This window comes from Klebsiella sp. CTHL.F3a (assembly GCF_019890895.1).
Lineage (GTDB): Bacteria > Pseudomonadota > Gammaproteobacteria > Enterobacterales > Enterobacteriaceae > Klebsiella > Klebsiella grimontii.
Genome location: NZ_CP082360.1, coordinates 1,615,226 through 1,640,834, shown reverse-complemented (window position 1 = coordinate 1,640,834; position 25,609 = coordinate 1,615,226). Strand labels below are relative to the sequence as shown.

General features: G+C 51.7%; 22 protein-coding genes and 3 tRNA genes. 14 read left to right on the top strand and 11 right to left on the bottom strand.

Going from position 1 to position 25,609, the window contains the following annotated elements; genetic code table 11:
• Positions 1 to 22: 22 nt before the first annotated feature.
• Entirely contained in the window at positions 23 to 784 is a 762-nt protein-coding gene (gene mlaA / locus K7H21_RS07880) for a phospholipid-binding lipoprotein MlaA (RefSeq protein WP_004123272.1), read from the bottom strand.
• A gap of 257 nt (positions 785 to 1,041) precedes the next feature.
• Here mlaA and K7H21_RS07875 point away from each other — a divergent pair, with 257 nt between their 5' ends.
• On the top strand, positions 1,042 to 1,938 hold the full coding sequence (locus K7H21_RS07875) for a formate/nitrite transporter family protein (RefSeq protein WP_112165563.1): 897 nt from the start codon (positions 1,042 to 1,044) through the stop codon (positions 1,936 to 1,938).
• Between the two features lie 74 nt (positions 1,939 to 2,012).
• Positions 2,013 to 2,084: transfer RNA gene (locus K7H21_RS07870), tRNA-Arg, on the top strand.
• 81 nt (positions 2,085 to 2,165) lie between these two features.
• Here the strand turns inward: K7H21_RS07870 and K7H21_RS07865 are convergent.
• Positions 2,166 to 2,501: a lysozyme inhibitor LprI family protein gene (locus tag K7H21_RS07865; protein ID WP_004123279.1), complete on the bottom strand. Its 336-nt coding sequence runs from the start codon at positions 2,499 to 2,501 to the stop codon at positions 2,166 to 2,168.
• Between the two features lie 575 nt (positions 2,502 to 3,076).
• Here K7H21_RS07865 and K7H21_RS07860 point away from each other — a divergent pair.
• Both K7H21_RS07860 and K7H21_RS07855 read left to right on the top strand, forming a co-directional pair.
• Positions 3,077 to 3,400 (top strand): late histone H1, encoded by a 324-nt coding sequence (locus K7H21_RS07860; RefSeq protein ID WP_224325836.1) that lies wholly within the window; start codon positions 3,077 to 3,079, stop codon positions 3,398 to 3,400.
• A gap of 549 nt (positions 3,401 to 3,949) precedes the next feature.
• A complete protein-coding gene (locus tag K7H21_RS07855) occupies positions 3,950 to 4,813 on the top strand; it encodes a hypothetical protein (RefSeq protein WP_004123282.1) in 864 nt (287 codons plus the stop codon).
• Between the two features lie 203 nt (positions 4,814 to 5,016).
• Here the strand turns inward: K7H21_RS07855 and cynR are convergent, their stop codons facing one another.
• Positions 5,017 to 5,922: a transcriptional regulator CynR gene (gene cynR, locus K7H21_RS07850; protein WP_223035692.1), complete on the bottom strand. Its 906-nt coding sequence runs from the start codon at positions 5,920 to 5,922 to the stop codon at positions 5,017 to 5,019.
• A 166-nt stretch (positions 5,923 to 6,088) separates the two neighbouring features.
• Between cynR and K7H21_RS07845 the strand changes: the two genes are divergently transcribed.
• Together K7H21_RS07845 and ypdK are read left to right on the top strand one after the other, a co-directional pair.
• Entirely contained in the window at positions 6,089 to 7,276 is a 1,188-nt protein-coding gene (locus tag K7H21_RS07845) for a cyanate transporter (RefSeq protein WP_275955106.1), read from the top strand.
• Between the two features lie 364 nt (positions 7,277 to 7,640).
• On the top strand, positions 7,641 to 7,712 hold the full coding sequence (gene ypdK, locus K7H21_RS07840; RefSeq protein WP_077777854.1) for a membrane protein YpdK: 72 nt from the start codon (positions 7,641 to 7,643) through the stop codon (positions 7,710 to 7,712).
• A gap of 40 nt (positions 7,713 to 7,752) precedes the next feature.
• Here the strand turns inward: ypdK and alaC are convergent, their stop codons facing one another.
• Complete coding sequence (gene alaC / locus K7H21_RS07835) at positions 7,753 to 8,991, bottom strand: alanine transaminase (RefSeq protein WP_004123291.1); 1,239 nt, start codon at positions 8,989 to 8,991, stop codon at positions 7,753 to 7,755.
• A 379-nt stretch (positions 8,992 to 9,370) separates the two neighbouring features.
• Here alaC and K7H21_RS07830 point away from each other — a divergent pair, with 379 nt between their 5' ends.
• Entirely contained in the window at positions 9,371 to 11,068 is a 1,698-nt protein-coding gene (locus K7H21_RS07830) for a sensor histidine kinase (RefSeq protein WP_004123293.1), read from the top strand.
• A gap of 11 nt (positions 11,069 to 11,079) precedes the next feature.
• Positions 11,080 to 11,823 carry a LytR/AlgR family response regulator transcription factor gene (locus tag K7H21_RS07825; protein ID WP_004123296.1) on the top strand — a complete coding sequence of 248 codons (744 nt, stop codon included), beginning with the start codon at positions 11,080 to 11,082 and terminating at the stop codon, positions 11,821 to 11,823.
• Between the two features lie 46 nt (positions 11,824 to 11,869).
• Here the strand turns inward: K7H21_RS07825 and glk are convergent, their stop codons facing one another.
• On the bottom strand, positions 11,870 to 12,835 hold the full coding sequence (glk, locus tag K7H21_RS07820) for a glucokinase (RefSeq protein ID WP_004123300.1): 966 nt from the start codon (positions 12,833 to 12,835) through the stop codon (positions 11,870 to 11,872).
• Positions 12,836 to 13,089: 254 nt separating this feature from the next.
• Here glk and K7H21_RS07815 point away from each other — a divergent pair, with 254 nt between their 5' ends.
• Complete coding sequence (locus tag K7H21_RS07815; RefSeq protein ID WP_223035691.1) at positions 13,090 to 14,325, top strand: ion channel protein; 1,236 nt, start codon at positions 13,090 to 13,092, stop codon at positions 14,323 to 14,325.
• On the opposite strand, the gene K7H21_RS07810 is transcribed toward K7H21_RS07815, so the two are convergent.
• Positions 14,322 to 15,983 carry an alpha-keto acid decarboxylase family protein gene (locus tag K7H21_RS07810; protein WP_223035690.1) on the bottom strand — a complete coding sequence of 554 codons (1,662 nt, stop codon included), beginning with the start codon at positions 15,981 to 15,983 and terminating at the stop codon, positions 14,322 to 14,324. The genes K7H21_RS07815 and K7H21_RS07810 overlap by 4 nt on opposite strands.
• A gap of 176 nt (positions 15,984 to 16,159) precedes the next feature.
• Here K7H21_RS07810 and mgrA point away from each other — a divergent pair, with 176 nt between their 5' ends.
• Both mgrA and K7H21_RS07800 read left to right on the top strand, forming a co-directional pair.
• A complete protein-coding gene (mgrA, locus tag K7H21_RS07805; protein ID WP_223035689.1) occupies positions 16,160 to 17,152 on the top strand; it encodes an L-glyceraldehyde 3-phosphate reductase in 993 nt (330 codons plus the stop codon).
• A 130-nt stretch (positions 17,153 to 17,282) separates the two neighbouring features.
• Positions 17,283 to 17,633, top strand: a complete 351-nt coding sequence (locus K7H21_RS07800) for a DUF2502 domain-containing protein (protein WP_004123311.1) — start codon at positions 17,283 to 17,285, stop codon at positions 17,631 to 17,633.
• Between the two features lie 48 nt (positions 17,634 to 17,681).
• Here the strand turns inward: K7H21_RS07800 and K7H21_RS07795 are convergent, their stop codons facing one another.
• Entirely contained in the window at positions 17,682 to 18,917 is a 1,236-nt protein-coding gene (locus tag K7H21_RS07795; RefSeq protein WP_004123315.1) for an Nramp family divalent metal transporter, read from the bottom strand.
• 347 nt (positions 18,918 to 19,264) lie between these two features.
• Between K7H21_RS07795 and K7H21_RS07790 the strand changes: the two genes are divergently transcribed.
• On the top strand, positions 19,265 to 20,467 hold the full coding sequence (locus K7H21_RS07790; RefSeq protein ID WP_004104312.1) for a NupC/NupG family nucleoside CNT transporter: 1,203 nt from the start codon (positions 19,265 to 19,267) through the stop codon (positions 20,465 to 20,467).
• A 30-nt stretch (positions 20,468 to 20,497) separates the two neighbouring features.
• Here the strand turns inward: K7H21_RS07790 and K7H21_RS07785 are convergent, their stop codons facing one another.
• The 3 genes from K7H21_RS07785 to K7H21_RS07775 all read right to left on the bottom strand — a co-directional run bounded on the left by K7H21_RS07785 (position 20,498) and on the right by K7H21_RS07775 (position 23,076).
• Positions 20,498 to 22,678, bottom strand: coding sequence for an EAL domain-containing protein (locus K7H21_RS07785; protein ID WP_049114640.1), 2,181 nt, complete (start codon positions 22,676 to 22,678; stop codon positions 20,498 to 20,500).
• A 205-nt stretch (positions 22,679 to 22,883) separates the two neighbouring features.
• A tRNA-Ala gene (locus tag K7H21_RS07780) sits at positions 22,884 to 22,959 on the bottom strand.
• Between the two features lie 41 nt (positions 22,960 to 23,000).
• Positions 23,001 to 23,076: transfer RNA gene (locus K7H21_RS07775), tRNA-Ala, on the bottom strand.
• A 219-nt stretch (positions 23,077 to 23,295) separates the two neighbouring features.
• On the opposite strand from K7H21_RS07775, the gene K7H21_RS07770 reads away from it, so the two are divergent.
• Complete coding sequence (locus tag K7H21_RS07770) at positions 23,296 to 23,649, top strand: YfeC-like transcriptional regulator (RefSeq protein ID WP_004123321.1); 354 nt, start codon at positions 23,296 to 23,298, stop codon at positions 23,647 to 23,649.
• A gap of 4 nt (positions 23,650 to 23,653) precedes the next feature.
• Complete coding sequence (locus tag K7H21_RS07765; protein WP_004123323.1) at positions 23,654 to 24,049, top strand: YfeC-like transcriptional regulator; 396 nt, start codon at positions 23,654 to 23,656, stop codon at positions 24,047 to 24,049.
• A gap of 63 nt (positions 24,050 to 24,112) precedes the next feature.
• On the opposite strand, the gene gltX is transcribed toward K7H21_RS07765, so the two are convergent.
• Positions 24,113 to 25,525, bottom strand: coding sequence for a glutamate--tRNA ligase (gene gltX / locus K7H21_RS07760; protein WP_004123325.1), 1,413 nt, complete (start codon positions 25,523 to 25,525; stop codon positions 24,113 to 24,115).
• Between the last annotated feature and the right edge of the window lie 84 nt (positions 25,526 to 25,609).

Below are 25,609 nucleotides of genomic sequence, written 5' to 3'. Positions count from 1 at the left end.
CTTTTTACTTTCAACCCGTCGGTTACTGTGAATCGATATCTTTAAGATCGCCTTCAATCGCCTGCGCGTTGGGGTTCTCATTCGGAGAAAGTTTACCGCCGTTGGCGATAAAGTCGTGACGCTGGAAGTAGGCTTCACGCATTAAGATATACGGATCGGAGGACTGACGAAGCAAGCCGTCTGAATCCAGCAGCTGCGCGCGTGTTTCAACGCCCTCAACCATCCATTTACCAATAGACATCGGCCATGTCAGCCAGGAAAGAACCGGATACAAGTCATCAGCCATATCCCCCCCTTCATCACGCAGGGTGAAGCTGCCGTAGAAAGGCAGTTGCACATATGGACCATAGCCGACGCCATAGTGACCCAGCGTGCTACCGAAGCGTGCAGGCTCAACGCGCTGCAGTTTCGGATTCGCCATCCCGGCCACATCAACCAGGCCCCCCATCCCAAGGATGGTGTTCAAGAAGAAACGCGTAAAGTGCACCATTCCTTTATAGGGATCGCCTTTCAGGAAGGAGTTCACCATTACCGCTGGCTCTTCAAGGTTGCTGGTAAAATTACTCAGACCATTACGCGCAGGCTGCGGAACATAATCACGCCACGCCACCGCGACCGGGCGAAGAACATAGGGATCGACAACATTAAAGTTGAAGTTGAACATGGTACGGTTAAAGCCTTCAAGCGGATCTGAACGCCCCTGTGGTTGATCGCCAGAATTAGAACTGGCGCACCCCACCAGCAATGTGGCGCCAAGCGCAAGCGCCGACAGGCGAAAATTCATAGGTGTCTCCCTGTTAAATTTAGCTATCGCTGGGGGTTATCGGGGGACAGCTGCCTCCATTAAGATATCGCCCGTAAGCATGTGCCTGCTTTCAGCATAGCCTTTTTTAGCATCATTGTTGATGTCCCGATTCTATACACATTTTGCAATTTCCGTATTGCTAATCTTGTCATTGCGAAGAATTTAGGAGCTTATCCGACCCAAACAGCCGAAACCGCTCTACGATTATAATAAAGACCCGTCGTTGAGGAAAAGTGATGAAGCCGCAAACTCACCATGATAGTGAAGATGTTGAGGTAGAAAGTGATGAAAAACAGAATGGTGAAGAAATTGAGGTTGATGAAGAACGGCTGCCTTCACAAGCAATGGCCACCCATGAAGTGATTCGTCAGGAGGGTGAGAAAGAGCTTGAGCGCGATGCTATGGCGCTACTCTGGTCAGCGATTGCCGCCGGGCTTTCAATGGGGGCTTCGCTGGTCGCCAAAGGTATCTTCCATGTTCATCTTAGCGAACTTCCCGGCGGTTTTTTGCTGGAAAATCTCGGCTACACCTTTGGTTTTGTAATCGTCATCCTCGCTCGCCAACAGCTGTTTACCGAGAACACCGTCACCGCCGTCCTGCCGATTATGCACAAGCCCACGCTCGGCAATATTGGCCTGCTGCTGCGTCTATGGGGAGTCGTGCTGGCCGGTAACCTGATCGGGACTGCGATCGCAGCATGGGCGTTTGATGTGATGCCTGTTTTTGATGAGCCCACTCGCGAGGCTTTTCTCAAAATTAGCCTGAAGGTGATGCAAAATCCCCCGCTGGAGATGTTTACCAATGCGATTATTTCCGGCTGGCTGGTCGCAACAATGGTGTGGATGTTCCCTGCCGCAGGTTCCGCAAAGATTGTCGTCATCATTCTGATGACCTGGCTTATCGCCCTGGCGGACACCACGCATATTGTGGTTGGCAGCGTCGAGATTTTCTACCTGGTATTTAACGGAACGCTGCCGTGGCAGGAATTTATCTGGCCTTTTGCTCTGCCAACACTTGCCGGCAACATATGCGGCGGGACCTTTATTTTCGCTTTATTAAGCCATGCGCAGATCCGCAATGACATGAGTCACGAGAAGAAGGCTCGTGCAGCCGAAGAGGCAAAAAAGCGCTAAGTGGCTATAGATTAAGCAGTTGGCCCGCGCAAGCTTAACGTGCGCCGAAAATAACGCTATAATCCCGGCGCTTTGTCCCCTTAGTTAAATGGATATAACGAGCCCCTCCTAAGGGCTAGTTGCAGGTTCGATTCCTGCAGGGGACACTTTTGAGTCGTTCGGCTCAGTTCGCAAAATCCCTTGAGTATCACTACCGCAGAAAAAACGTTAAGATCGAATCATCTGAATCACAGAGGTTTATCAATCCCGGCATAGATCTCATCAAGTTGCTGTAATCGGCCTTCATATGATTTTGTCAAACAGCTGATATCGCTACCACACTTCTGCCGGCTATGGAGCCATGCTTTTTGTGCATCTATCATCCTACCGCGCGTCCCCATTGGAAAAAGCCCCCGCAGGAACTGATACTTCGTTGCCATCGCAACATCCATATCGTTCAGGCTCCGGTCAGCACAGATAGCCTTCTCATCCGCCTGCATCGCTTTCTGACAATCAAAACTGGCTGAGTACCCCGCTAACGGATACAGCACAGCAATAGCCATCAGCACTTCTCTTATCTTCATATACGCTCCATTTCCGCACTCCCGCCATTTGTACACCCCGTTTATGACGAGTGCCCTTGCTATAAGCCCAGCGTATGCTTTTGACACACTGACGCTCTGAACTATCCGTGCTGTCAGTGAATAAACTTAATCTATCTTACGGCTCCGATCGGATAAGTCGCCCTCCTTTTTACCCCGATGATGAAGCGGCCTACAGCATGACTGAATTAGCAGTCTGGATGACATCAACACTGCTTACCGGGGAGGGTGAATATTTTGTTACCGTAGCCTTCTTCAGAATCATCCCGCGCAACAGGTCCCATCTTTAAATTTTATTCCATTAAAATCAAAAAGATAAATAAAACCCTATCATTCACAGTAGTTATCATTGTTTATTGTTTCCTGCCGTTACGATTCGCAAAACAATCCCAGTAGATAAATCTTTAGCGTCACGTATTCTTCGCGCTGCCGGATGCGCTGAACCGCGATTGTTTCAGCATCAGCGCTGCTTAAAAGCAGCGCGTCCGGCGGTTTATGGCGGATGAGAAGTTACCCTCTCAGCGATCCGCGACTTCACGGGGCAGGATGTCTGCAACATGAATAGGGTTCTATGCAGGACTTGCGGACAGCCTTTTGCCCTCCCTGATTTGATTATTTGGATAGATATGATGAAAAAAATCGCAATGGCGTTGGGCATCTGTGCACTTATGGCTTGTGGCGCTGCGAGCGCGGCAAACGGTCAGGTCGTTTCAAAGGCTAAATCAGCCTGCCAGGACAACCCAACGCAGTGCGCCCAGGCAAAGTCAACGGCAAAAGCCGATGCGCAGAAAGAAGCAAAAGCAGCCAAAGACGCTTGTGCAAAAAACCAGGCTGCCTGCGATAACGCAAAAAGTGCTGCCAAAAGTGCAGTGAAAAAATAAAAACAGTACGGTGGGTATACCCACCGTATTTTCATTGGTATGATCACCGGCAATACCGCAATTTAATTCCTGCAGAAGACATTCAGCCTGCTTTGATAGCAGGATTTTTAGCCTACGAGCCCGAGCTAAAACAGATGATTACGTGATACCAGCCATCGCATCGGCTAACAGAAACGTTTAATAAGATGTTCCGCATTCAAGATAGCTCGTTTAGTAATTAAGCATCAGTCGCATGTATTATCAAAAACCTCACATAACAACCATGAATTTAATTCTCAAACAAAATAATAAAGAACAATTAATTTCCTATAGTAATAGCAAGCAATTATAATTTTTTTACTAGCGATACGTTTAATTATTACAGGGAAGCTGATAAGATGCGTGAAAGATAGTACCCTGACCAGATTCAACATTGATACTCAGACGCAATAATTGATATACGCTATCGGTTCTGATAAATATTCAGTGTGAATAGAAATCATCGCAACGCCGATAGAGGTCAACTTTAGATATCCCAACCAACCTATTTTTCATAAGATAATAGCGATCATGGAAAGAAAAGAAAGAAACATATGGAAACTAAACAATCTTCCTCCTCTGGAATATTGTTCAATCTCTCGCGCTAAAAAATTGTTGAATTGTGAAATAGAAGATTTGCTTCATTGGCATGATATTGGTGCTATAACCCTTTGCACAAAATTGGGTAGAACCAACGGTACACTAAAGGGCGCGTTCCAGCATGACCAGGGCGGCAACAATCTCTATTTTCTCAATGCACCAAATATTGATGAATTGAGCATTAGCGAAAGATCCTGGTCACGGCATTCAAAAATAAACAAAATTTTCAAGTTCAATGACAGTGAACCAAAACAGGAAGCGCAATATGGCATGCCTGTTACCCAGCTGAAGCTCCGGGTTTCCGTCTCTGGCTTATGGTACTGCGACACCAGAAATTTAACCGAGGTACTGGAAACGGCCGATGGCACCATTACTGAGCAGAGGATTAGCATTATATCCCCTGCAACAAATGTCCTCTTTTGCCACTTCATACCTGATAAGGATGAGAGGCCAACCATCACGCTCAATAAGCTGTATATCACGTGTCAGGCGATTGAGAAAATTTACGAACATACCATCAGCAGCCGCCCTCTCGAACTTGCTGAAAAAACCTTAAACGTGCCTGACGATCAAGATATGGCCCCCTCCTCAAGTATCATGCAAAATAAATTACTCATCGAATTTATCAATCATATAATTCAATCCAATCCACATTTTGGCGATAACATTCTTAACGCCACGGAAAACAGGAAAAATAAAATTTTTAATATTGCCATGGATAAACTCAGGTCTGAAGGTGTGGTTTCAAGCTACGGCAGCATTAATCTTCCGGCATCAGAATACACGTTCAAATGACAAGTATTTAATATAATGATTTCAGGATGAAACATTTTAGCGCCATGGGGACGGTGGCGCATAATTTATTCTTAATATGTTAAACGCACTTCAATATGAATTCATATGTGAATTCACCTCATAATAACACTATCCTATATGAAGGTGCTTCATGTTTATGAATTACTTTCTAAACAGCACATCAACGTAACGTTAAATATCTCTTATTCGAGTTCTGAAAGCCCAGCGCTCAGTTCTGTTGCAGCCTGATGCGCCATTAGCCTAAATTGGCGGGCTGCGGCGCTTTGCCAGGCCCCCTTGCGCTGTAGCAAACACGCGGTTCTTTCCAGCAACGATGGGGCGAGTTCAATCGCGGTTAAATCATCGCGCCCCAGAACAATGGCAGCCGGAAGTAGGGTTGCCAGCGACGTGCGTTCAACAACGGCCAGCACTGCGCTAATCGAGTTTGCCTCCATCTGTACTTTCGGTTGAATCTCACGCTGCCGGCAGTAGCGATCGATTTGTTCACGGGTGGCGAAAGCGCTACTCAGTAGAATCAGCGACTCATCATTGAGCGCGGTCAGCTCTATGCAGCGAGCCGCCGCCAGGGGATGATAGCGTCCTACCACCAGCGCCAGGGTTTCCGAGAACAACGGCTGAGATACAATATCCCGCGAATTGCTGCCTTCAAAAGCCATACCGACATCCAGTTCGTCATTTAGCAGAAGGGTCTCCATCCGATCCTGCGCTAACTCTTGTATATCCAGCGTAATATTCGGGTAACGCTGATAAAAGGCAGCCGCTAGCGGCCCCATAAAATACGTGGTAAAGGTCGGCATCATCGCGACACGTAGCGTGCCACGCTGCAGATCTTCAACGTCATTTAGCGCACGCTGCCCTTCAGCCAACCCCTGTAAAACCCGACGCGCGTAAATTAACCACACCTTACCTGAATCCGTCAGGCGGGTATTGCGCCCGCTGCGATCAAAAAGCTGTACGCCCAGAGTTTCTTCCAGTTGTCGAATCTGTTGCGACAAAGCCGGTTGCGAAACGTGCAACATGGCTGCCGCTCGCGTAAAACCGCCTTGTTCAGCGACGGCAATGAAGTAATTGAGGTGGCGCAGCAACATGAATTCATCCATAAGCAATTCAAATGAACTCAATCATAATTAAGTCTTTTAACTTATGAAATAAGTTACGTACTCTGTTCGCGCTTCTTGACCAAACGCCACAGGAGATTGGCATGAGTTGCCTCCATTCTTACCACAGCACGAAACTCACCGCGGCGGCTCAGCGATGCATCTGACGCAGCGCAATAGCGCCATGCTGCTGGTGCTGGTGCTTATTGGTATAAATATGCGTCCGCTGCTGACCTCTGTTGGCCCTCTCCTACCGCAGCTCCTACAGGTGAGCGGAATGAGCTTCACGCTCGCTTCCCTGCTCACCGCGCTGCCGGTAATGGCCATGGGTCTGCTGGCGCTCGCCGGCGGCTGGATTAATGCTCAATTTAGCGAGCGGCAAAGTATCGCCCTCGGCCTGTTAACGATAATCGCCGGGGCTTTGCTTCGTGAGCTGGCGCCGCAGAGCATGCTACTCCTCAGCAGCGCGCTCTTTGGCGGCATCGGCATTGGTGTGATTCAGGCGCTCATTCCCGCGGTGATAAAGCGTCTTTTTCATCGTCGGACGCCGCAGGTGATGGGACTCTGGTCAGCGGCGCTGATGGGTGGCGGCGGCCTGGGGGCCGCATTCACACCGTGGTTGGCGCAGCATAGCGCTATCTGGTATCACGCGCTTGCGTGGTGGGCCTTACCCGCCGCCGCCGCGCTCCTCTGCTGGGGGCCACTAAGCCGTACATTACCCGCTCAGCCGCCATCAGGGCTCCCGGAGACTCTTTTTCGCCATCGTCGGGCATGGGCGCTCAGCCTCTATTTTGGTTTGATCAACGGCGGTTATGCCAGCCTGATAGCCTGGCTGCCCCCATACTATATGCAGTCGGGATACAGCGCGCAGTTCAGCGGCACCCTGCTGGCGTTGATGACCGTCGGCCAGACTGGTGGAGCGCTTCTGCTGCCCATTCTGGCCAGACAGGAAGATCGACGTAAGCTGCTGATGGCGGCGTTGTCATTACAGCTCATCGGCTTCTGCGGCTTTATCTGGCTACCGCAGCAGATACCCTTTGTCTGGGCTATCAGCTGCGGTATTGGCTTAGGCGGCGCGTTTCCGCTGTGCCTGGTACTGGCGCTCGATCACGCCAGTCACCCTGCCATTGCTGGCCGACTGGTGGCTTTTATGCAAGGAGTGGGCTTTATTGTTGCAGGACTTTCTCCGTGGTTATCAGGGCTGTTGCGAAGTTTAAGCGGCAACTACCAGCTCGACTGGATGCTGCACGCCGTTTGTATCTTAGCCTTGATGGTCATCACGCTGCGTTTTGCCCCCTCGCGCTATCCGCAAGAGTGGCAGCGTTCGCATTCAGCCATTCGCTAAACCCGTTTTTCACCGCGCGGGGCGTTTGTCCCGCCCCGCTTTCCAGAAGAAAAAAGCCCAAAATCAAACGACTATATCGGTAGACAAAATTATCGCTGACGACCGTCGCCGGAAAAAATTTAATACCGAATGAAATTAATGTGTCGCCGAATCACGACACTCGTAAGTAACTAAAAATTAATAAAAAAATGGATCTTGTTTCCCTCATTTTTTAGGCGTACATTAGCGCCATCTGGAGCCGTTTGAGCTCAGAATTTACAGCTATCGCCATCGGAAAAAGAGAATTTTTGTGAGCGATAGTTGAACAGACAATGAAGAGCAAATTCATTTAAGGCGTCTCGCCGAGATCGCGGAGTGATGAGTCGTGAAATATTTTTTAATGGGCATTTCTTTTATGGTCATCGTTTGGGCCGGTACTTTCGCCCTGATGATCTAGCTGTAACGGTGTTAAAAAAGGAGCCTCTCGGCTCCTTTTTTTATTCGTTGCTTTCGCTGGTTAACTTCGTCGAGGCGGGCAGCAGCCCGTCTGCACGAAACATGGATTTAATGCCGCGCACCGCCTGGCGGATACGATCGCGGTTTTCAATTAAAGCGAAGCGTACGTGCGTATCGCCGTAGTCCCCGAAGCCAATGCCCGGCGAAACGCAGACTTTAGCATCCTGCAGCAGCTTTTTAGCGAACTCCAGTGAGCCCATCGCCGCATACTGTTCAGGGATCTTCGCCCATACATACATTGACGCCTTCGGACATTCCACCATCCATCCGGCCTCATGCAGTCCTTTCACCAGCACATCGCGACGGCGCTTATACTGCTCGGCAATGTCACGAACGCACTGCTGATCGCCTTCAAGCGCCGCAATAGCCGCAACCTGTAGAGGGGTGAAGGTGCCGTAGTCGTGGTAGCTTTTAATACGCGCCAGCGCATTAACCAACGTTTTGTTGCCAACCATAAAGCCGATACGCCAGCCCGCCATATTGTAGCTTTTCGATAGCGTAAAGAATTCGACGGCAACATCGCGCGCGCCGGGAACCTGCATAATAGAGGGCGCTTTCCAGCCATCATAAACAATATCGGCGTAGGCCAAATCGTGCACAACCAGTACGTCATAACGCTTCGCCAACGCCACGACTTTCTCAAAGAACTCCAGTTCGACGCACTGCGCGGTCGGGTTGGAAGGGAAACCGAGGATCATCATTTTCGGCTTCGGGTAACTCTCGCGAATGGCGCGCTCGAGCTCATTGAAAAAATCCACGCCTTCAACGAGAGGTACTGAACGCACCTGGGCTCCGGCGATTACCGCCCCATAAATGTGAATAGGATAGCTGGGATTCGGCACCAGTACGGTATCGCCATGGTCAAGCGTCGCCAGCATCAGATGCGCCAGTCCCTCTTTTGAACCAATGGTTACTATCGCTTCTGATTCCGGATCGATCTCAACGTTATAGCGCTCTTGATACCAACGAGAAATCGCCCGGCGCAGACGCGGAATACCGCGAGAGGTGGAATAGCCGTGCGTATCGGGACGCTGGGCAACGGTGCATAGCTTCTCAACGATATGCGGCGGGGTCGCGCCATCGGGGTTACCCATGCTGAAATCAATAATATCTTCGCCGCGGCGTCGCGCAGCCATTTTCAGCTCAGCAGTGATATTAAAAACGTACGGGGGGAGACGATCGATACGCGTAAAACGGCGTTCAGGACTGAATTCAGCCATAGATTCCTCGGATTAACGTTAGCGCCCGGACCGTCCGAGCGACGCTGCTGCATGTGCAGCACGTTTAGAAAATAACCCGAAAAAATTCCCGCTGTCGAGGGGAAAGGCAAAAAAAATTTCTGGCGGTAAAAACGGGCATCAGTTCAGCAAAATAGGGCAGCAACGTTCTTCCACCATCTCGCCTGGCTCATTAAAATTAACATATTGATATCTATAATTTGACCTGAATCGTTTTTCATCAGTAGACGCTATTGAATCTCAGGTCTTTATCATTAATCCCCTTTTATTTGTAAGACTTTTCCCTATTCATGCCTTCAGCTGGCCTTCTGCCGCGAGGTTTTCTATCATGTTGCTTTCTCGCGATTAACACGGCGCACACATGCACGAAATATTTACTATGCTGCTGGCGGTTTTTGACCGTGCGGCATTAATGCTGATTTGCCTCTTTTTCCTCATTCGTCTGCGCCTGTTTCGTGAACTTCTACATAAATCCGCGCATACGCCAAAAGAGCTGCTGGCCGTTACCGCGATCTTCTCCCTCTTTGCCCTGTTCAGTACCTGGTCAGGCGTACCGGTCGAAGGATCGTTGGTCAACGTGCGTATTATCGCGGTCATGTCCGGCGGGATCCTGTTCGGCCCCTGGGTTGGGGCGATTGTCGGCGCGATCGCCGGGGTACATCGCTACCTGATCGATATTGATGGCGTCACCGCCGTCCCCTGTTTTATTACCAGCATCGTCGCCGGTCTGCTCTCCGGTTTTATCAGTCGTAAAGTGCCTAAAGCGCAGCGCTGGAAAGCGGGGATTCTCGCCGGCATGCTATGCGAAACGTTAACCATGATCCTCGTGGTCGTATGGGCGCCTTCGTTGGCGCTGGGGATCGATATCGTGTCAAAAATCGGTATTCCGATGATCCTCGGCAGCGTATGTATCGGCTTTATCGTTTTACTGGTGCAGAGTGTTGAGGGCGAAAAGGAAGCCAGCGCCGCCCGCCAGGCAAAACTGGCGCTCGACATCGCCAACAAAACGCTACCGCTGTTTCGCCACGTCAACAGCGAGTCCCTGCGTCAGGTCTGCGATATTATCCGCCGCGACATTAATGCCGATGCCGTCGCCATTACCAATACCCAGCACGTCATGGCCTACGTCGGGGTTGGTGAAATCAACTACCGCAACAACGACGACTTTATTAGCCCAACGACGCAACAGGCGATCCGCTATGGAAAAATCATTATTAAAAACAATGATGAAGCTCACCGGACGCCGGAAATACACTCCATGCTGGTCATTCCGCTATGGGAAAAAGGCGTCGTCACCGGTACGCTAAAAATCTATTACTGCCACGCGCACCGCATCACCTCTTCATTGCAGGAAATGGCGATTGGCCTGTCGCAAATCATCTCCACGCAGCTGGAGGTCTCCCGCGCTGAACAGCTGCGTGAAATGGCCAATAAAGCTGAACTGCGCGCGCTGCAGAGTAAAATTAATCCCCATTTCTTATTTAATGCCCTGAACGCCATTTCGTCGTCGATTCGCATGAATCCAGACACCGCGCGCCAGTTAATTTTTAATTTGTCGCGCTATTTACGCTACAACATTGAATTAAAAGATGATGAACAAATAGATATCAAAAGGGAGCTGTATCAAATCAAGGATTATATCGCGATTGAACAGGCCCGCTTCGGCGACAAGCTGACGGTGATTTATGATATTGATGATGAAGTCAGCTTTATGATCCCCAGTCTGCTTATTCAGCCGCTGGTGGAGAATGCCATCGTCCACGGAATTCAGCCCTGCAAAGGGAAAGGCGTGGTGACCATCGGCATTAATGAGTGCGGGAATCGAGTACGGATTAGCGTTCGCGATACGGGGAACGGTATCGACCCGGCGGTGGTAGCGAGGGTAGAGGCTGACGAAATGCCGGGAAATAAAATCGGTTTACTCAACGTTCATCATCGGGTCAAGCTACTGTACGGAGAAGGCCTGCATATCCGACGCCTGACGCCGGGGACCGAAATCGCTTTCTATGTGCCAACCCACTACGCGCCCCAGGTGGCTACGGAGTCGCTGCTGTCATGAGCGGAGATAAAATGAAAGTCATCATTGTGGAAGATGAGTTCCTCGCGCAGCAAGAGCTCACCTGGTTGATTAATACCCATAGCGAAATGGAGATTGTCGGTACCTTTGACGACGGACTCGATGTGCTGAAGTTTTTACAGCACAACAAAGTCGACGCTATTTTTCTCGATATCAACATCCCGTCGCTGGATGGCGTACTGCTGGCGCAAAACATCAGCCAGTTCGCGCACAAGCCCTTTATCGTTTTTATTACCGCGTGGAAGGAGCATGCGGTGGAAGCCTTTGAGCTGGAGGCGTTCGATTACATCCTTAAACCCTACCAGGAATCACGCATTATCAACATGCTGCAAAAGCTCAACAGCGCCTGGCTGCAACAGCAGCAGTCTAGCATCGCTACCGGGGCAGCGCCCAATCCAACCCGGGAAAACGACACGATTAATCTGATTAAAGATGAGCGCATTATTGTCACCAGCATCCACGATATTTACTACGCGGAAGCGCATGAAAAGATGACATTTGTTTATACGCGGAAGGAGTCGTTCGTGATGCCAATGAATATCACGGAGTTCTGCAACAAGCTGCCGCCGGCGCACTTTTTCCGCTGCCACCGCTCGTACTGCGTCAACCTGAACAAAATTCGCGAAATCGAACCCTGGTTCAACAACACCTATATTCTGCGGCTTCGCGATCTTGAGTTTCAGGTTCCGGTGAGCCGCAGCAAGGTGAAAGAGTTTCGCCAGCTCATGCATCTGTAGAGGATTTACCCGAATAATGATTTTATTCGGGTAAAAGAGACAGAGCTTACAGAACCTGCCCGAGCGTCTGACGCAGGTGCGCGCCGGAGCCCAGCAGTCCCGGATTGTCGTGAACGATCAGATACACTGGAATATCCTGGACGAAGGCTTTAAACCGGCCTTTATCTTCAAAACCGCCGCGAAAGCCGGAAGCTTTAAAGAATTCGAGGAAGCGCGGAACAATGCCGCCAGCAATATACACGCCGCCAAAGGTGCCGAGCGTTAGCGCCAGGTTACCGCCAAATCGCCCCATAATGACGCAAAACAGCGACAGGGCGCGACGGCAATCGATGCAGGTATCAGCCAACGCGCGTTCGGTGACATCCTTAGGCTGCAGGTTTTCCGGCAGACGCCCATCAGACTTAACGATCGCACGATAAAGATTGACTAACCCAGGTCCAGATAATACGCGTTCGGCGGAGACGTGCCCCAGCTCGGTACGCAGTTCTTCCAGAATAATGCCTTCTTCTTCGCTATTGGGCGCGAAATCCACATGGCCGCCCTCGCCCGGCAGACTCACCCAGCGTTTATCAACGTGTACCAGATGAGCGACGCCCAGCCCGGTACCAGCACCATAAACGGCAATCGGCTTGCCTTCCACCGGCTTCGCGCCACCAAACTGAATCAGATGTTCAGCTTTCAGCATGGGGATTGCCATCGATACCGCAGTAAAATCGTTAATGATTTCCAGATGTGAGAACCCCAGGTTCTTCTTCATCTCAGCGATAGAAAATGCCCAAGTGTGGTTGGTCATCGCCACCCAGTCGCCGGTAATCGGACAGGCGATGGCAATACAGCCATCTTCTACCTTGACGTTATGCTCTTCCAGATAGACCTGAACAACGGCTTCAAGACTGGGATAATCGAGCCCGGAATAGGTCTTGGCTCGGGATATTTCTCCGCTTGCAAGATCGCATAACGCCAGACGGGCATTCGTTCCGCCAACGTCCCCTACTAAAGCAAATTTTGTCATTCCGTTACGGCTCCGCTAAAGTCAAAATGATTCTTTGGCACACTCTAAATTCATGACGACCTAACAACAACGACCAACGTATAAGCGCCCTTTGTTTAGCGACCTACATCACAGTTAGGCTGTAATTTATGAAAATATTGTGCGGCACGATCGCCAGGCTACCTCGTTACTTTATCGTTTCAGCACCATTTGCGCCAACGCCCTAAACGCGTCCGGGCAAAGTAGTGCTTCGAAATTTTCAGAAGGATATTTTCATGCTGCACCCGCGCGCCAGAACGATGCTGTTGTTATCGATACCCGCAATCGTGATCGGTATTGCTGCCAGCCTGGTATTAATTGTGGCGATGAAAACGGCAGCCATGTTGCAGAATATTCTCTGGAGTAGCCTACCCGGAGCCCTGGGCATGAACGCCAGCGGCCCTGTCTGGACGATTGCTATCCTCACCTGCACCGGCATTGCCGTGGGTCTGGTCGTACGTTTTAGCCCTGGGCACGCCGGCCCCGATCCGGCCACCGAGTCGCTTATTGGCGCCCCGGTGAGCCCCAGCGCGCTGCCCGGCCTGCTCGCGGCGCTGATAATCGGCCTGGCAGGCGGCGTTAGCCTGGGGCCGGAACATCCTATTATGGTGATAAATATCGCTCTGACGGTGGCGCTTGGCTCGCGCCTTTTCCCCCGAGTCAGCGCGCTCGACTGGACGATACTCGCCTCTTCCGGCACCATCGGAGCACTATTCGGTACGCCTGTTGCTGCGGCGCTGATCTTTTCGCAAACGCTGAACAGCAGTAACGATGTCCCGCTTTGGGACCGGCTCTTCGCACCAATGCTTGCCGCGGCAGCGGGCTCTTTGACCACTGGGCTTTTTTTCCACCCCAATTTTTCGCTACCTATCGCGCACTACAATCAGTGGCGGCTTGTCGATATCTTTAGCGGGGCTATCGTTACGCTTATTGCTATTGCGGTCGGCATGGTTGGCGTTTGGTGCCTGCCGCGTTTACACGCGCTGATGCAACGACTGAAAAATCCGATCTTAACCCTCGGTATCGGCGGATTTTTATTGGGGATCCTCGGCGTCATCGGCGGACATATCACCCTTTTCAAAGGCCTTGAAGAAATGCAGCAATTAGCCTTTAGCCAGACGTTGACCGCCGGCGATTTCATGCTTATTGCTCTGGTGAAGCTGGCGGCGCTGGTACTGGCCGCCGCCTGCGGTTTTCGCGGCGGGCGGATTTTCCCGGCAGTGTTCGTCGGCGTCGCGCTCGGACTGATGCTTCATGCGCACGTGGATGCCGTCCCGGCAGCGATCACCGTTTCCTGTGCGATCCTCGGACTGACGCTGGTGGTGACGCGCGATGGCTGGTTGAGCCTGTTTATGGCAGCGGTCGTGGTGCCAGATTCCACGTTACTTCCGCTGCTGTGCATCGTTATGCTTCCCGCCTGGCTATTACTTGCCGGGAAACCGCTGATGATCGCCAAACGCCCCAACGATTAAACGCGGCTGTTTCTCTCCTCCAGTGCCTGAGTGACCGTACGCAGAAAATCGGGGATATCCATTTTTGGCAGCATCACCTCCACCAGCGTCAGCCTGTCTGAGGCGACGCTGCTATTCATCGCTTCCTGCAGCTCCTGCGTGCGCGTCACTCGCCAACAGCGGGAAGGGACGTCGGGAGCAAAAGCGTCAGGCAGACGATTCCAGTCCCAGAGCGCAATATCGTTGTAGCGTTGTTCGGGGCCGTGAATGGCGCGCTCGACCGTATAGCCTTCGTTGTTGAGCAACAAAATCAGCGGAGGCTGCTTATCTCTGAGCATCGATCCCAGTTCCTGAATAGTTAACTGCGCTGCACCATCGCCCACAATCAGCACCACCCTTCTTTCCGCTGCCGCGATTTGCGCCCCGTAGGCCGCTGGAAGGGTAAAGCCTATCGATCCCCATAACGGCTGGACGATCAGCGTCGCGTCGACCGGAAGCTTAAGCGCAGCGGCGCCAAAAGCGGCGGTACCTTGATCGGCAAGGATAATGTCTCCAGGGCGAAGCTGTTTCTGCACCGTATTCCAGAAATTTTTCTGCGTCAGGTTCCCCTCTGGCGCGCCGCTCACGCCGGGCGCCTGAAAATTCGGCGAAACCCATTCTGCCGCCAGGCTGGCAGAGAGCTCGATTAAAATGGCGAGCGCCTTTTCCATGGGCACCCGGCTGAACCAGCGATCGCCAACCCGGACGGCAAAGGGCTGTATTTCTATCGTTTTTTCCAGCGGAAGGTGCTGGGTGAAGCCGGCGGTAATGGTGTCGGTAAAACTCGTACCGATGCAGATAATGGTATCCGCGTTTTCGATAGCATCGCGAGTTTCCTCCGCGCTGGCTATCCCGCTGTAAGTCCCGGCAAAACCGCTCTGCTGTTCATCAAAAAGGCCTTTGCCCATAAGCATCGTGGCGTAAGCAACGGGGACCTTCGCCACCCACTCTCGAAGCGCGTTTTGTAGCCCATAGCGCTGGGCGAGAAAATCGGCCAGCAACGATACGCGACGGCTGCTTCTTAGCATCCGTTCGGCGTACTCACGGAAACCCGCCAGCTGGTTCTCATCGGCGGGCAGCCCCTGAATACGCAAACGATGAGCAGGCGGGGTGGTCTTTGCCTTCGCCACATCGGCCGGCAGCATCAGATAACCGGGGCGATGGTGGGTTAGCATTTCGCTCAAAACCCGGTCTATTTCATGGCAGGCATTTCCCGCCGCCAGCACCGCCTGTGAGCAGGTAATTTGTTCACTCATACGCGAAAAGTGGCTGAAATCGCCATCGCCAAGCGTATGGTGCAGCAGCTCGCCGCGCTGCTGTGCGCCGGTACAGGGAGCGCCAACGATATGCAGGACCGGTACATGTTCGGCGTAGCTCCCGGCGATGCCGTTCAGCGCGCTCAGCTCGCCGACGCCATAAGTAGTCAACAGCGCGCCTGCGCCCTTGATACGCGCATAGCCATCAGCGGCATAAGCCGCATTTAGCTCGTTTGCACAACCTACCCACCCTAAATTCCGATGCGCAATAACGCTGTCGAGGAACTGTAAATTGTAATCACCAGGTACGCCAAACAAGCGGTCTATACCGCAGTCTACGAGACGATCCAGCAGATAATCGCCAATGGTGTAAGTCGGTTGCATATCCCTACTCTCCTCTCATACAGATAAGTTGAGTATTGAATAAGCAGTTGCGCTGTCCACATTGCACCCAACAAATGCGGTGGCAAGTAAAATTTACGCGTTCAGGGAGTATACTCGGTGCCAAACATTCTTTAGTGTAAACGTATACACAACCCTGTTTTATCTGCGGAGGAAGTATGGTTTACCGGGCAAACGCCACGCGATATCAAACGATGGAATACCGCCGCTGCGGTCATAGCGGACTAAAGCTACCGGCAATTTCTCTGGGGCTTTGGCATAATTTTGGCGATGAAACGCGGGTGGAAACCAGCCGTCAGCTTCTGCGTCACGCATTCGATCTCGGCATAACCCATTTCGATTTAGCCAATAACTACGGGCCACCGCCGGGATCGGCGGAGAGCAATTTTGGCCGTATTCTGAAAGAGGATTTTTTGCCCTATCGCGATGAGCTGATCATCTCCAGCAAAGCCGGTTACACCATGTGGGACGGCCCCTATGGCGACTGGGGATCGCGCAAGTACCTGATCGCCAGCCTCGATCAAAGCCTTAAACGAATGGGCCTGGACTATGTCGACATTTTCTACCACCACCGCCCTGACCCCGAAACGCCGCTGCTGGAAACCATGCGCGCGCTGGACCACATCGTCCGCCAGGGCAAGGCGCTGTACGTCGGCTTGTCCAACTATCCGCTCGAACAGGCCCGGCAAGCCGTCAACATCCTTAACGATCTCGGCACGCCGTGCCTGATTCATCAGCCAAAATATTCGATGTTTGAACGCTGGGTCGAAGAGGGATTACTGGATTTCCTGCACACCGCTGGGGTGGGAAGTATAGCGTTTTCACCGCTGGCGGGCGGCCAGTTAACTAACCGTTACCTGCACGGCATACCGACTGACTCCCGCGCCGCCAGCGGCAGCCGGTTCCTGCAACCGGATCAGCTTACTGAAAGCAAACTGGAAAAAGTTCGCCAACTGGACGCGCTGGCCGAATCCAGCGGGCAGAAGCTTTCGCAGATGGCGCTGGCCTGGGTGCTGCGCGATGAGAAAGTCACTTCAGCACTGATTGGCGCCAGTAAAACCTCGCAGCTCGACGATGCAGTTGGCATGCTGGAAAACCGCCATTTCAGCGCCGAAGAGCGGGCAACCATCGACGCGATCCTTGCGGTGTAAATTCATTGTTACTTTAGCAAAAAGTGCTCTCACTGGCGATTTAGGAGTTCCTCCGATACGACGGGGCTTTACCGCCCCGTAATATCGGGTTAACAGGCCGACAACGGCCCCGATCGTGAAGGAGAAGAGTATGTTCAGGTCACTGATTTTGGCTGCAGTGCTTCTGGCTTCAGCGCCATTGGTCGCTAATGCTGGTGAAATCACCCTGTTGCCATCAATAAAATTACAAATTGGCGATCGCGACAATTATGGTAACTACTGGGACGGTGGCGGCTGGCGCGACCGTGATTATTGGCGTCGACACTATGAATGGCGCGATAACCGCTGGCGTCGTCACGATAACGGCTGGCATCGCGGCTGGGATAAACGTAAAGCCTACGAGCGCGGCTATCGTGAAGGCTGGAATGACCGTGATGACCGACGCGGCGGTTGGGGTCGTGGACCAGGCGGCGGTCGCGGACATGGCCACGGCCACCATTAATATTCATCATAAAAGGGAGCCATCCGGCTCCCTTTTTCATTATCGCGCTTAACTGAATATCGTCCCAACAATCAACCAGCCGTTAAGCGCTACAACGACGGCGACAATCGCCCACCCCAGCAGTTTTACCCACCGGGAATTGACCAGATCGCCCATCAAGCGGGAGTCGCTGGTGAATATCAGCAGCGGCACCAGCGCGAGGGCAATACCGAAACTCAGCAATACCTGGCTCATCACCAGAATACGCGTGGGATCCAGCCCCATTAAAATCACGATAAACGACGGCAGCATGGTGATCGCCCGACGAAACCACAGCGGGATATGAAAGCGGATAAAGCCCTGCATCACCACCTGCCCCGCCAGGGTCCCAACAACCGTAGAAGATAAACCCGCCGCAATCAGACTCAGGCCAAAGATGGTGGCTGCCGCGTGGCTCAGCAAGGGTTCAAGCGTCAGATAGGCCTGATCAAGGTCGGCAACGCCGGTGTGACCATTGAAGTGGAAGGCCGCAGCGGCGGTTGCCATCATTGCCAGATTAACAAAGCCCGCGATCGTCATGGCAATCGCCACATCCCAGCGCGTGGCGTTATAGCGCTCTTTCCGCGTGCCACCGTGCAGGTGCTGAGTCAGGGATGAATGTAGATAGATCACATGCGGCATGATGGTCGCCCCCAGCACCCCGGCGGCAAGAAATACCGCCTCGCTAGTCGGCAGAGACGGAACAAGCATCCCTTTCGCCAACGGCGCCAGCGCGGGCTGGGAGAAGATAAGCTCTACGACATACGCCGCGGCGACGAACAGCAGCAGTCCGCCGATCGCTTTTTCCAGCGGCTTTTGACCGCGACGCTGCAGCATCAGAATCAGGAACGTCGCAATCCCCGTCAGCACCGCGCCCTGTAGCAATGACACGCCGAGCACCAGCTTAAATCCGATAGCCGCGCCAATGAATTCGGCAAGGTCGGTCGCCATCGCGATGATTTCGGCCTGCACCCAGTAAAACCACACCACAGGACGCGGGTAGTGGTCGCGAATTTGTTCTGCCAGATTTTTTCCGGTGGCAATGCCCAGCTTCGCCGACATCACCTGAATCAGCATCGCCATCAGGTTAGCCCATACCACCACCCATAGCAGCTGATAGCCAAAACTGGCGCCGGCCTGGATGTTGGTGGCGAAGTTACCCGGATCGATATAGCCAATGGCAGCAATGAACGCCGGCCCCATCAGGGCGAGCTTAATCTTGCGCGCTGCGCGACCGCTGCTATTCTCAACGCGACTGTTTGTCATTTTCTGCCTCTGGAAATATAGCCTTTGCTATGTTTCATGCTATCAAAATGCGAATGATTATCAAGTTCATTTGAAATGGTGATAATGATTGCTGTGATAGGAGGGAACGATAGCGGGTCGGCAACTGATAAACCGGGGAACTGATAAACGCTTTTAATTAATCACCAGAATAGTACAAGAGAGCAACTTTTAAAACCTTTACGTAACATAACAAAAATGCATGGTTGATCACTATTTTTGCCATTAGTCACATATCCTTGCAATAGTGTGTTCCAGCTCTCGTTTTCTTTGCGCTTGTTACATAGAATGTGCAAAGAAATTTAACCTGCCTCATGTTTGGAGCAAATATGGACCGCGTCCTGCACTTTATTCTCGCGATCGTAGTGGTGGCCATTCTGGCCCTGTTGGTCAGCCACAACCGTAAGCAGATTCGTATTCGTTATGTCATTCAGCTGCTGGTCATTGAAGTGCTGCTGGCCTGGTTCTTCCTGAACTCTGACATTGGTCTGGGTTTTGTGAAGGGCTTCTCCGAGATGTTTGAAAAACTCCTCGGTTTCGCTAATGAAGGGACAAACTTCGTCTTCGGCAACATGAACGACAAAGGTCTGGCGTTCTTCTTCCTGAAAGTTTTGTGCCCGATCGTCTTTATTTCTGCGCTGATCGGTATTTTGCAGCATATTCGCATTCTACCTATCGTCATTCGCGCTATCGGTACCGTACTGTCCAAAATCAACGGCATGGGCAAGCTGGAATCCTTTAACGCTGTCAGCTCCCTGATTCTGGGCCAGTCTGAAAACTTCATCGCTTATAAAGATATTCTTGGCAAGATGTCCCGCAACCGCATGTACACCATGGCGGCGACCGCGATGTCTACCGTCTCCATGTCTATCGTGGGCGCGTACATGACCATGCTGCAGCCAAAATATGTGGTCGCGGCGCTGGTACTGAACATGTTCAGCACCTTTATCGTTCTGTCGCTGATTAACCCGTACCGCGTCGACGAAAGCGAAGAAAACCTGCAGATGTCCAACCTGCATGAAGGCCAAAGTTTCTTCGAGATGCTGGGTGAATACATTCTGGCGGGCTTTAAAGTGGCGATTATCGTTGCCGCCATGCTGATTGGCTTCATCGCGCTGATTTCCGCGTTGAACGCCCTGTTCGCCACCGTCACCGGCTGGTTCGGCTATAGTATCTCCTTCCAGGGGATCCTCGGCTATATCTTCTATCCGGTAGCGTGGGTAATGGGCGTACCGGCGGGTGAAGCGCTGCAGGTAGGGAGTATTATGGCCACCAAACTGGTTTCTAATGAATTCGTCGCCATGATGGATCTGCAGAAAGTTGCCGCCACGCTCTCTCCGCGTGCGGAAGGTATCATCTCTATCTTCCTGGTCTCCTTCGCTAACTTCTCCTCTATCGGTATTATCGCCGGGGCAATTAAAGGATTGAATGAAGAGCAAGGTAACGTAGTTTCCCGCTTTGGCCTGAAGCTGGTGTACGGTTCTACGCTGGTGAGCGTGCTCTCTGCATCTATCGCCGCGCTGGTTCTGTAATTAGCGAAAGCCGGGCAAGTCCCGGCTTTTTCATGCCTGCAGTTCGCTCAACGGCAGCGGCTTACCGATCAGATACCCCTGTAGATAATCAACACCTAACTCAAGAAGCTTTTCCCGCTGCTCAGGCGTTTCAACGTATTCCGCCACCACCTTCATTTTCTTAACCTTAGCCATTTCAATAATAGATTTGACCATAATGGCATCCAACGGATCGGTCTCGATATCACGCACGAAGCAGCCGTCAATTTTCAGGATATCGGCCTGCAGGCTTTTCAGGCGCTCGTAGTTAGCGTAGCCGGTACCAAAGTCATCAATCGCGATGCCACAGCCGAAATCTCGCAGCAGCTGGATGTTATGCATGCTGGTCTCAACATCGGAAAACACCTGCTCCTCGGTAACTTCAATCGTTATCGCCTCTGCCGACAGGTTATAGCGTTTAAACAGAGCGATGATTTGCGCCGCGCTATCCTTTTGCATCAGCGTATAGGGCAGCAGGTTAACGGAGAAATGCCGACCGTGGTGGTGTTTGAGCGAACTAAACAGCGTTTCCAGTACCTGCATATCAAAACGCTGGCTCAGGTTAAATTGCGCAATCAGTGGAATAAACCTATCGGGTGTAATGATGGTATTACCGCAGCGCATACGACTAAGTATCTCATAGTACCCTTCTCCGCAGGCATTGCGGATCGGCTGAGCGTATAACACCACTCCGCGCTCACTAAGCGCCTGTTTAATTTTCGCCAGCAGCCGTACCTGTTCGCTCGTTTGATCGGATATCTGCTCCTGCGCCGCGTCCAACGCTAATACGCGCCGCCCTGCCCCAGCCTGCTCCGATAACCAGCTAAGCTGACCAAGCATCGGGTGAAGCTCAGATTCTATGCCGCTGTAGCCGCCCCATGATGCGCCAAATTCCAGATCCAACGCCTGGTTGTTCCAACTAAACTTTTTATGGTTAAGCGTGGAAACAATATGATTTAAACGCGCCTCTGGCTCCGGGCCATTGAGTACCAGCAACAGCTCGCTGCCGGGGAGCTGATATATGCGTTCTCCCTGAGCCAATAGCGGCTGTAGTTTGCGGGCAATCTGCCTTTTGCTCTCCACTCTCATCATCATGCCGTAATGGCGGCTCAGAAAATCCAGATTCTGAATACGCAGGCTGCTGATGGCAACAGCAGGGTTTTGCCGTAGGTGACTCTCCAGCGCGCGTAGATTCGGTAAACCGGTTAGCGGATCTTCTTCCGCCTGATCCCGCCATCTGAACTTCATTCTTTCACTGCGTGCATAGATATCCGCCATATAAAACAAGCAGATAGTGAAACAAATTAATACTGAAAGAACAAACGATAGTGAATATTCAGTTTGTACCCCATGTAAAAAATTCTCGTTATACGCTACGAGTAAAAAGGCGGAAATGGACCATGAAATGCGAATCAGCGCATGTCCCAGGCGGCTAATACCAATAAAGTATAAAATGAAAATAAGCGGGACTAAATAACCGGCAATAAAAACAGAGTCATAAGGCGTACACAGCACCAGTAATATTGCCGTCAGGGCCACAAACCAATACAACGTAAATACCCGCTGCTCGCGCTTCCGCCACGCGTGACAAAGATTGCGGTAGAATGCTCGCGCATAACGCGGACTGATAATCATCCGCAACGGATAATAAAAGAATGTCGTAAAAATTAATGCGGCGCTAATCAGGCTTTGTATATCGATAATGGTGTAAATAACTGACATATTGCCGAAATAGCTTGAGATCGCCAGCGGAAACGAAAAAAAGCGCCCCGCCAGATACATCGTGACCTTCAACAGGAGTGGGGCGAAAAAGCCTCCCCAAAAAATCCTCGCGCCCATATGTTTTGCCGTCAGCCCGGCGCGCCAGCGCCTTCCAAGCTGAAAGCGGATAATAGCGCAGGAGACAAAAACCGAGAAGAGCTGGCAGAATAGCAGGATCAGCGCCTGGGCTAGCGTCAAATCGATTATCCAGGCATTGGTGATCGCAAACGCGATAATCAATGGTGCAACAGCGTAGCGACCAAAAATAAAAAGCACGGAATACATTAAGCTCAGCGGTAACCATGCCAGATAAATTTGATTTCCGTCAATAATGGTTTGTGGGGAAATAAATCGGGACAGCGGAATTGCGATAAGGCAGACCAGAAGTGCCAGCAGAGTTTTTTTGATCTTAATGTTAAGATGATCAATCATTATTGTTAATTAAAACTCCAGCTGCAATAAATATATTTAGGCAACAGATATTATGTTGCTTAATAAAGGCAGGCAAGATTTTAAATAGTGAAAAAATCTGAAATTACTTAACGCAGAGGTTTGCTGACTTATTCAAAGAATGCTTTACATTTCCTCGGTCCGTCAGACAAACAAAAAACCCCCGCCGTAGCGAGGGTTCCGAATTTGGTGGAGCTAAGCGGGATCGAACCGCTGACCTCTTGCATGCCATGCAAGCGCTCTCCCAGCTGAGCTATAGCCCCACAGGACCTCTTTACGAACCAAACCTGATGGGTGCAGGTTTTGGTGGAGCTAAGCGGGATCGAACCGCTGACCTCTTGCATGCCATGCAAGCGCTCTCCCAGCTGAGCTATAGCCCCGTAACGTAAAGCGTGTCGTGTTGACGGGCGGCATAATATGAATTCCTTCGCCAGGTGTCAACGGCAAAATCAATCCCAGCTATTTGATCGCTGAAAAAGCAGGCAAACGGCTGACATTGCGAGCCTTATCGCAGCCAGAAGCTAAACATGTCACGCTTTCCTTTAAAAGGATGCTATAACATGTGCAACTAATTCCCACATATTTACTCAGGAAATAGTATGCTCAAGGAACGAATGACACCTGAAGAAATAGCGCATCTGACTGGCTTCAGCCGGCAAACGATTAACAAATGGGTACGCAAAGAGGGGTGGCAAACTTCCCCGCGTCCCGGCGTACAGGGCGGTAAAGCGCGCCTCGTACATGTTAATGAGCAGGTTCGCGAGTTTATCCGCAGCGCACAGCGCGTAGCCGAAAACCCCGTTCCCTATTCCGCAACCGATAACGATCTGGAATCTTTGCTGCTTACGCTATGTAAAGAGATGACGCCGGGAGAGCAAAAGCTGTTTATGTCGCTGCTGCTGCGTGAAGGGATCACCGGGCTACTCAACCGACTGGGTATCCGCGATCGGTGAAAGCATGATGAAACTTAAAGATAAAATGACCCCAGCGGAGCTCGCCGAGTGCCTTAACCTCGCCCGGCAAACCATTAACCGTTGGGCCAGAGAGCAAAATTGGCGGACGGAAGCCATACCCGGAGTGAAAGGCGGGCGCGCTCGCCTGATTGTCATCGACAAAGCAGTAATCGATTTCCTGGCAAATATCCCGGCGCTGCGGCATTTGACCATTGATAACCAGCTGGCGGAACCAGTCGTCAAATACTTTGTGAATGATGCTGATACGATCTGGCGCCAGATTGTCGAGACCATGCGCCTGATGACCCCCGCAGAGCAGTTGCACCTGCGCGATCTTCTTGCCCGCGAAGGGATTAGCGGTTTTCTATCCCGGCTAGGGATTGCTGATGCTAAAAAATAGGCAAAAAAAACGGCGGGGTTAGCTTGCCCCACCGTTTTAAAACTCCCGATATTACTATCAGGATTATTGACTTTCCCGTTCAGCAATAAAAGCCAGCGCTTTATTGATTCGTTCTACGCTACGTGACTTACCGATTGCATGCACGGTTACATCAAGCGCCGGAGACTGGCCTGCGCCGGTCACCGCGACGCGCAGCGGCATCCCCACTTTTCCCATCCCCACTTCCAGCTCATCGGCCGTTGCCTGAATAGCATGATGGACATTTTCCGCCGTCCAGTCACTAATGGCGGCTAATTTGTCGCGCACCACTTCCAGCGGCTGACGGGCAACAGGACGCAGATGTTTTTTCGCCGCATCGGCATCAAACTCAGCAAAATCTTCATAGAAATAGCGGCAGCTCGCCGCCATCTCTTTAAGCGTTTTGCAGCGCTCACCCAGCAGTTTCACCAGCTCAGCCAGTTGAGGCCCGTTACGGGTGTCGATATTTTCCTGCTCAATGTGCCACTGTAAATGCGTTGCCACATATTCCGGGGCCAGTGAATTGATATAGTGGTGATTCAACCACTGCAGCTTTTCCGTGTTGAACGCGCTGGCAGACTTGCTCACCGCGCCCAGACTGAACAGTTTAATCATCTCTTCGCGAGAGAAAATCTCCTGATCGCCGCTGGACCATCCCAGACGCACCAGATAGTTCAGCAGCGCTTCTGGCAGGTAGCCGTCGTCGCGATACTGCATAACGCTGACCGCTCCGTGACGCTTGGAGAGTTTTTTACCATCATCGCCGTTAATCATCGAAACGTGGGCGTAAACCGGCACCGGCGCATTCAGCGCTTTCAGGATGTTAATCTGCCGCGGGGTGTTGTTAATATGGTCTTCGCCACGGATAACGTGGGTGATCTCCATATCCCAGTCGTCAACAACTACGCAGAAGTTGTAGGTCGGGGAACCGTCGGTACGACGGATAATCAGATCGTCCAGCTCCTGGTTGCTGAATTCGATCGGACCGCGGATCTGATCGTCAAAAACAACAGAACCCTCTTCCGGGTTGGCAAAACGGACCACGCAAGGTTCGTCGTCAGTATGATGCTCGTGGCCATGACGGCAGCGGCCGTCATAGCGCGGCTTTTCACCTTTCGCCATCTGTTCTTCACGAAGCGCTTCCAGACGCTCTTTGGAGCAGTAGCATTTATAGGCCGTGCCCGCCTGCAGCATTTCATCAATGACGGCGTTATAGCGATCAAAACGCTTGGTCTGGAAGTACGGACCCTCATCCCATTCCAGGCTCAGCCAATTCATACCATCCATGATGGCTTCAATGGCCTCCGGCGTGGAGCGCTCAAGATCGGTATCTTCAATACGCAGCACAAACTCACCGCCGTGGTTACGTGCAAAAAGCCAGGAATAGAGAGCAGTACGCGCGCCGCCAACGTGCAGATAGCCTGTCGGGCTGGGCGCGAAGCGAGTTTTGATTTTCATGAAGTGGCCTTACGTTTGATAAAGGTGCCGACATGCGGCAGTGTACGTTGGATTTTATGGGGGAATATTCTAACACCGTGGGCT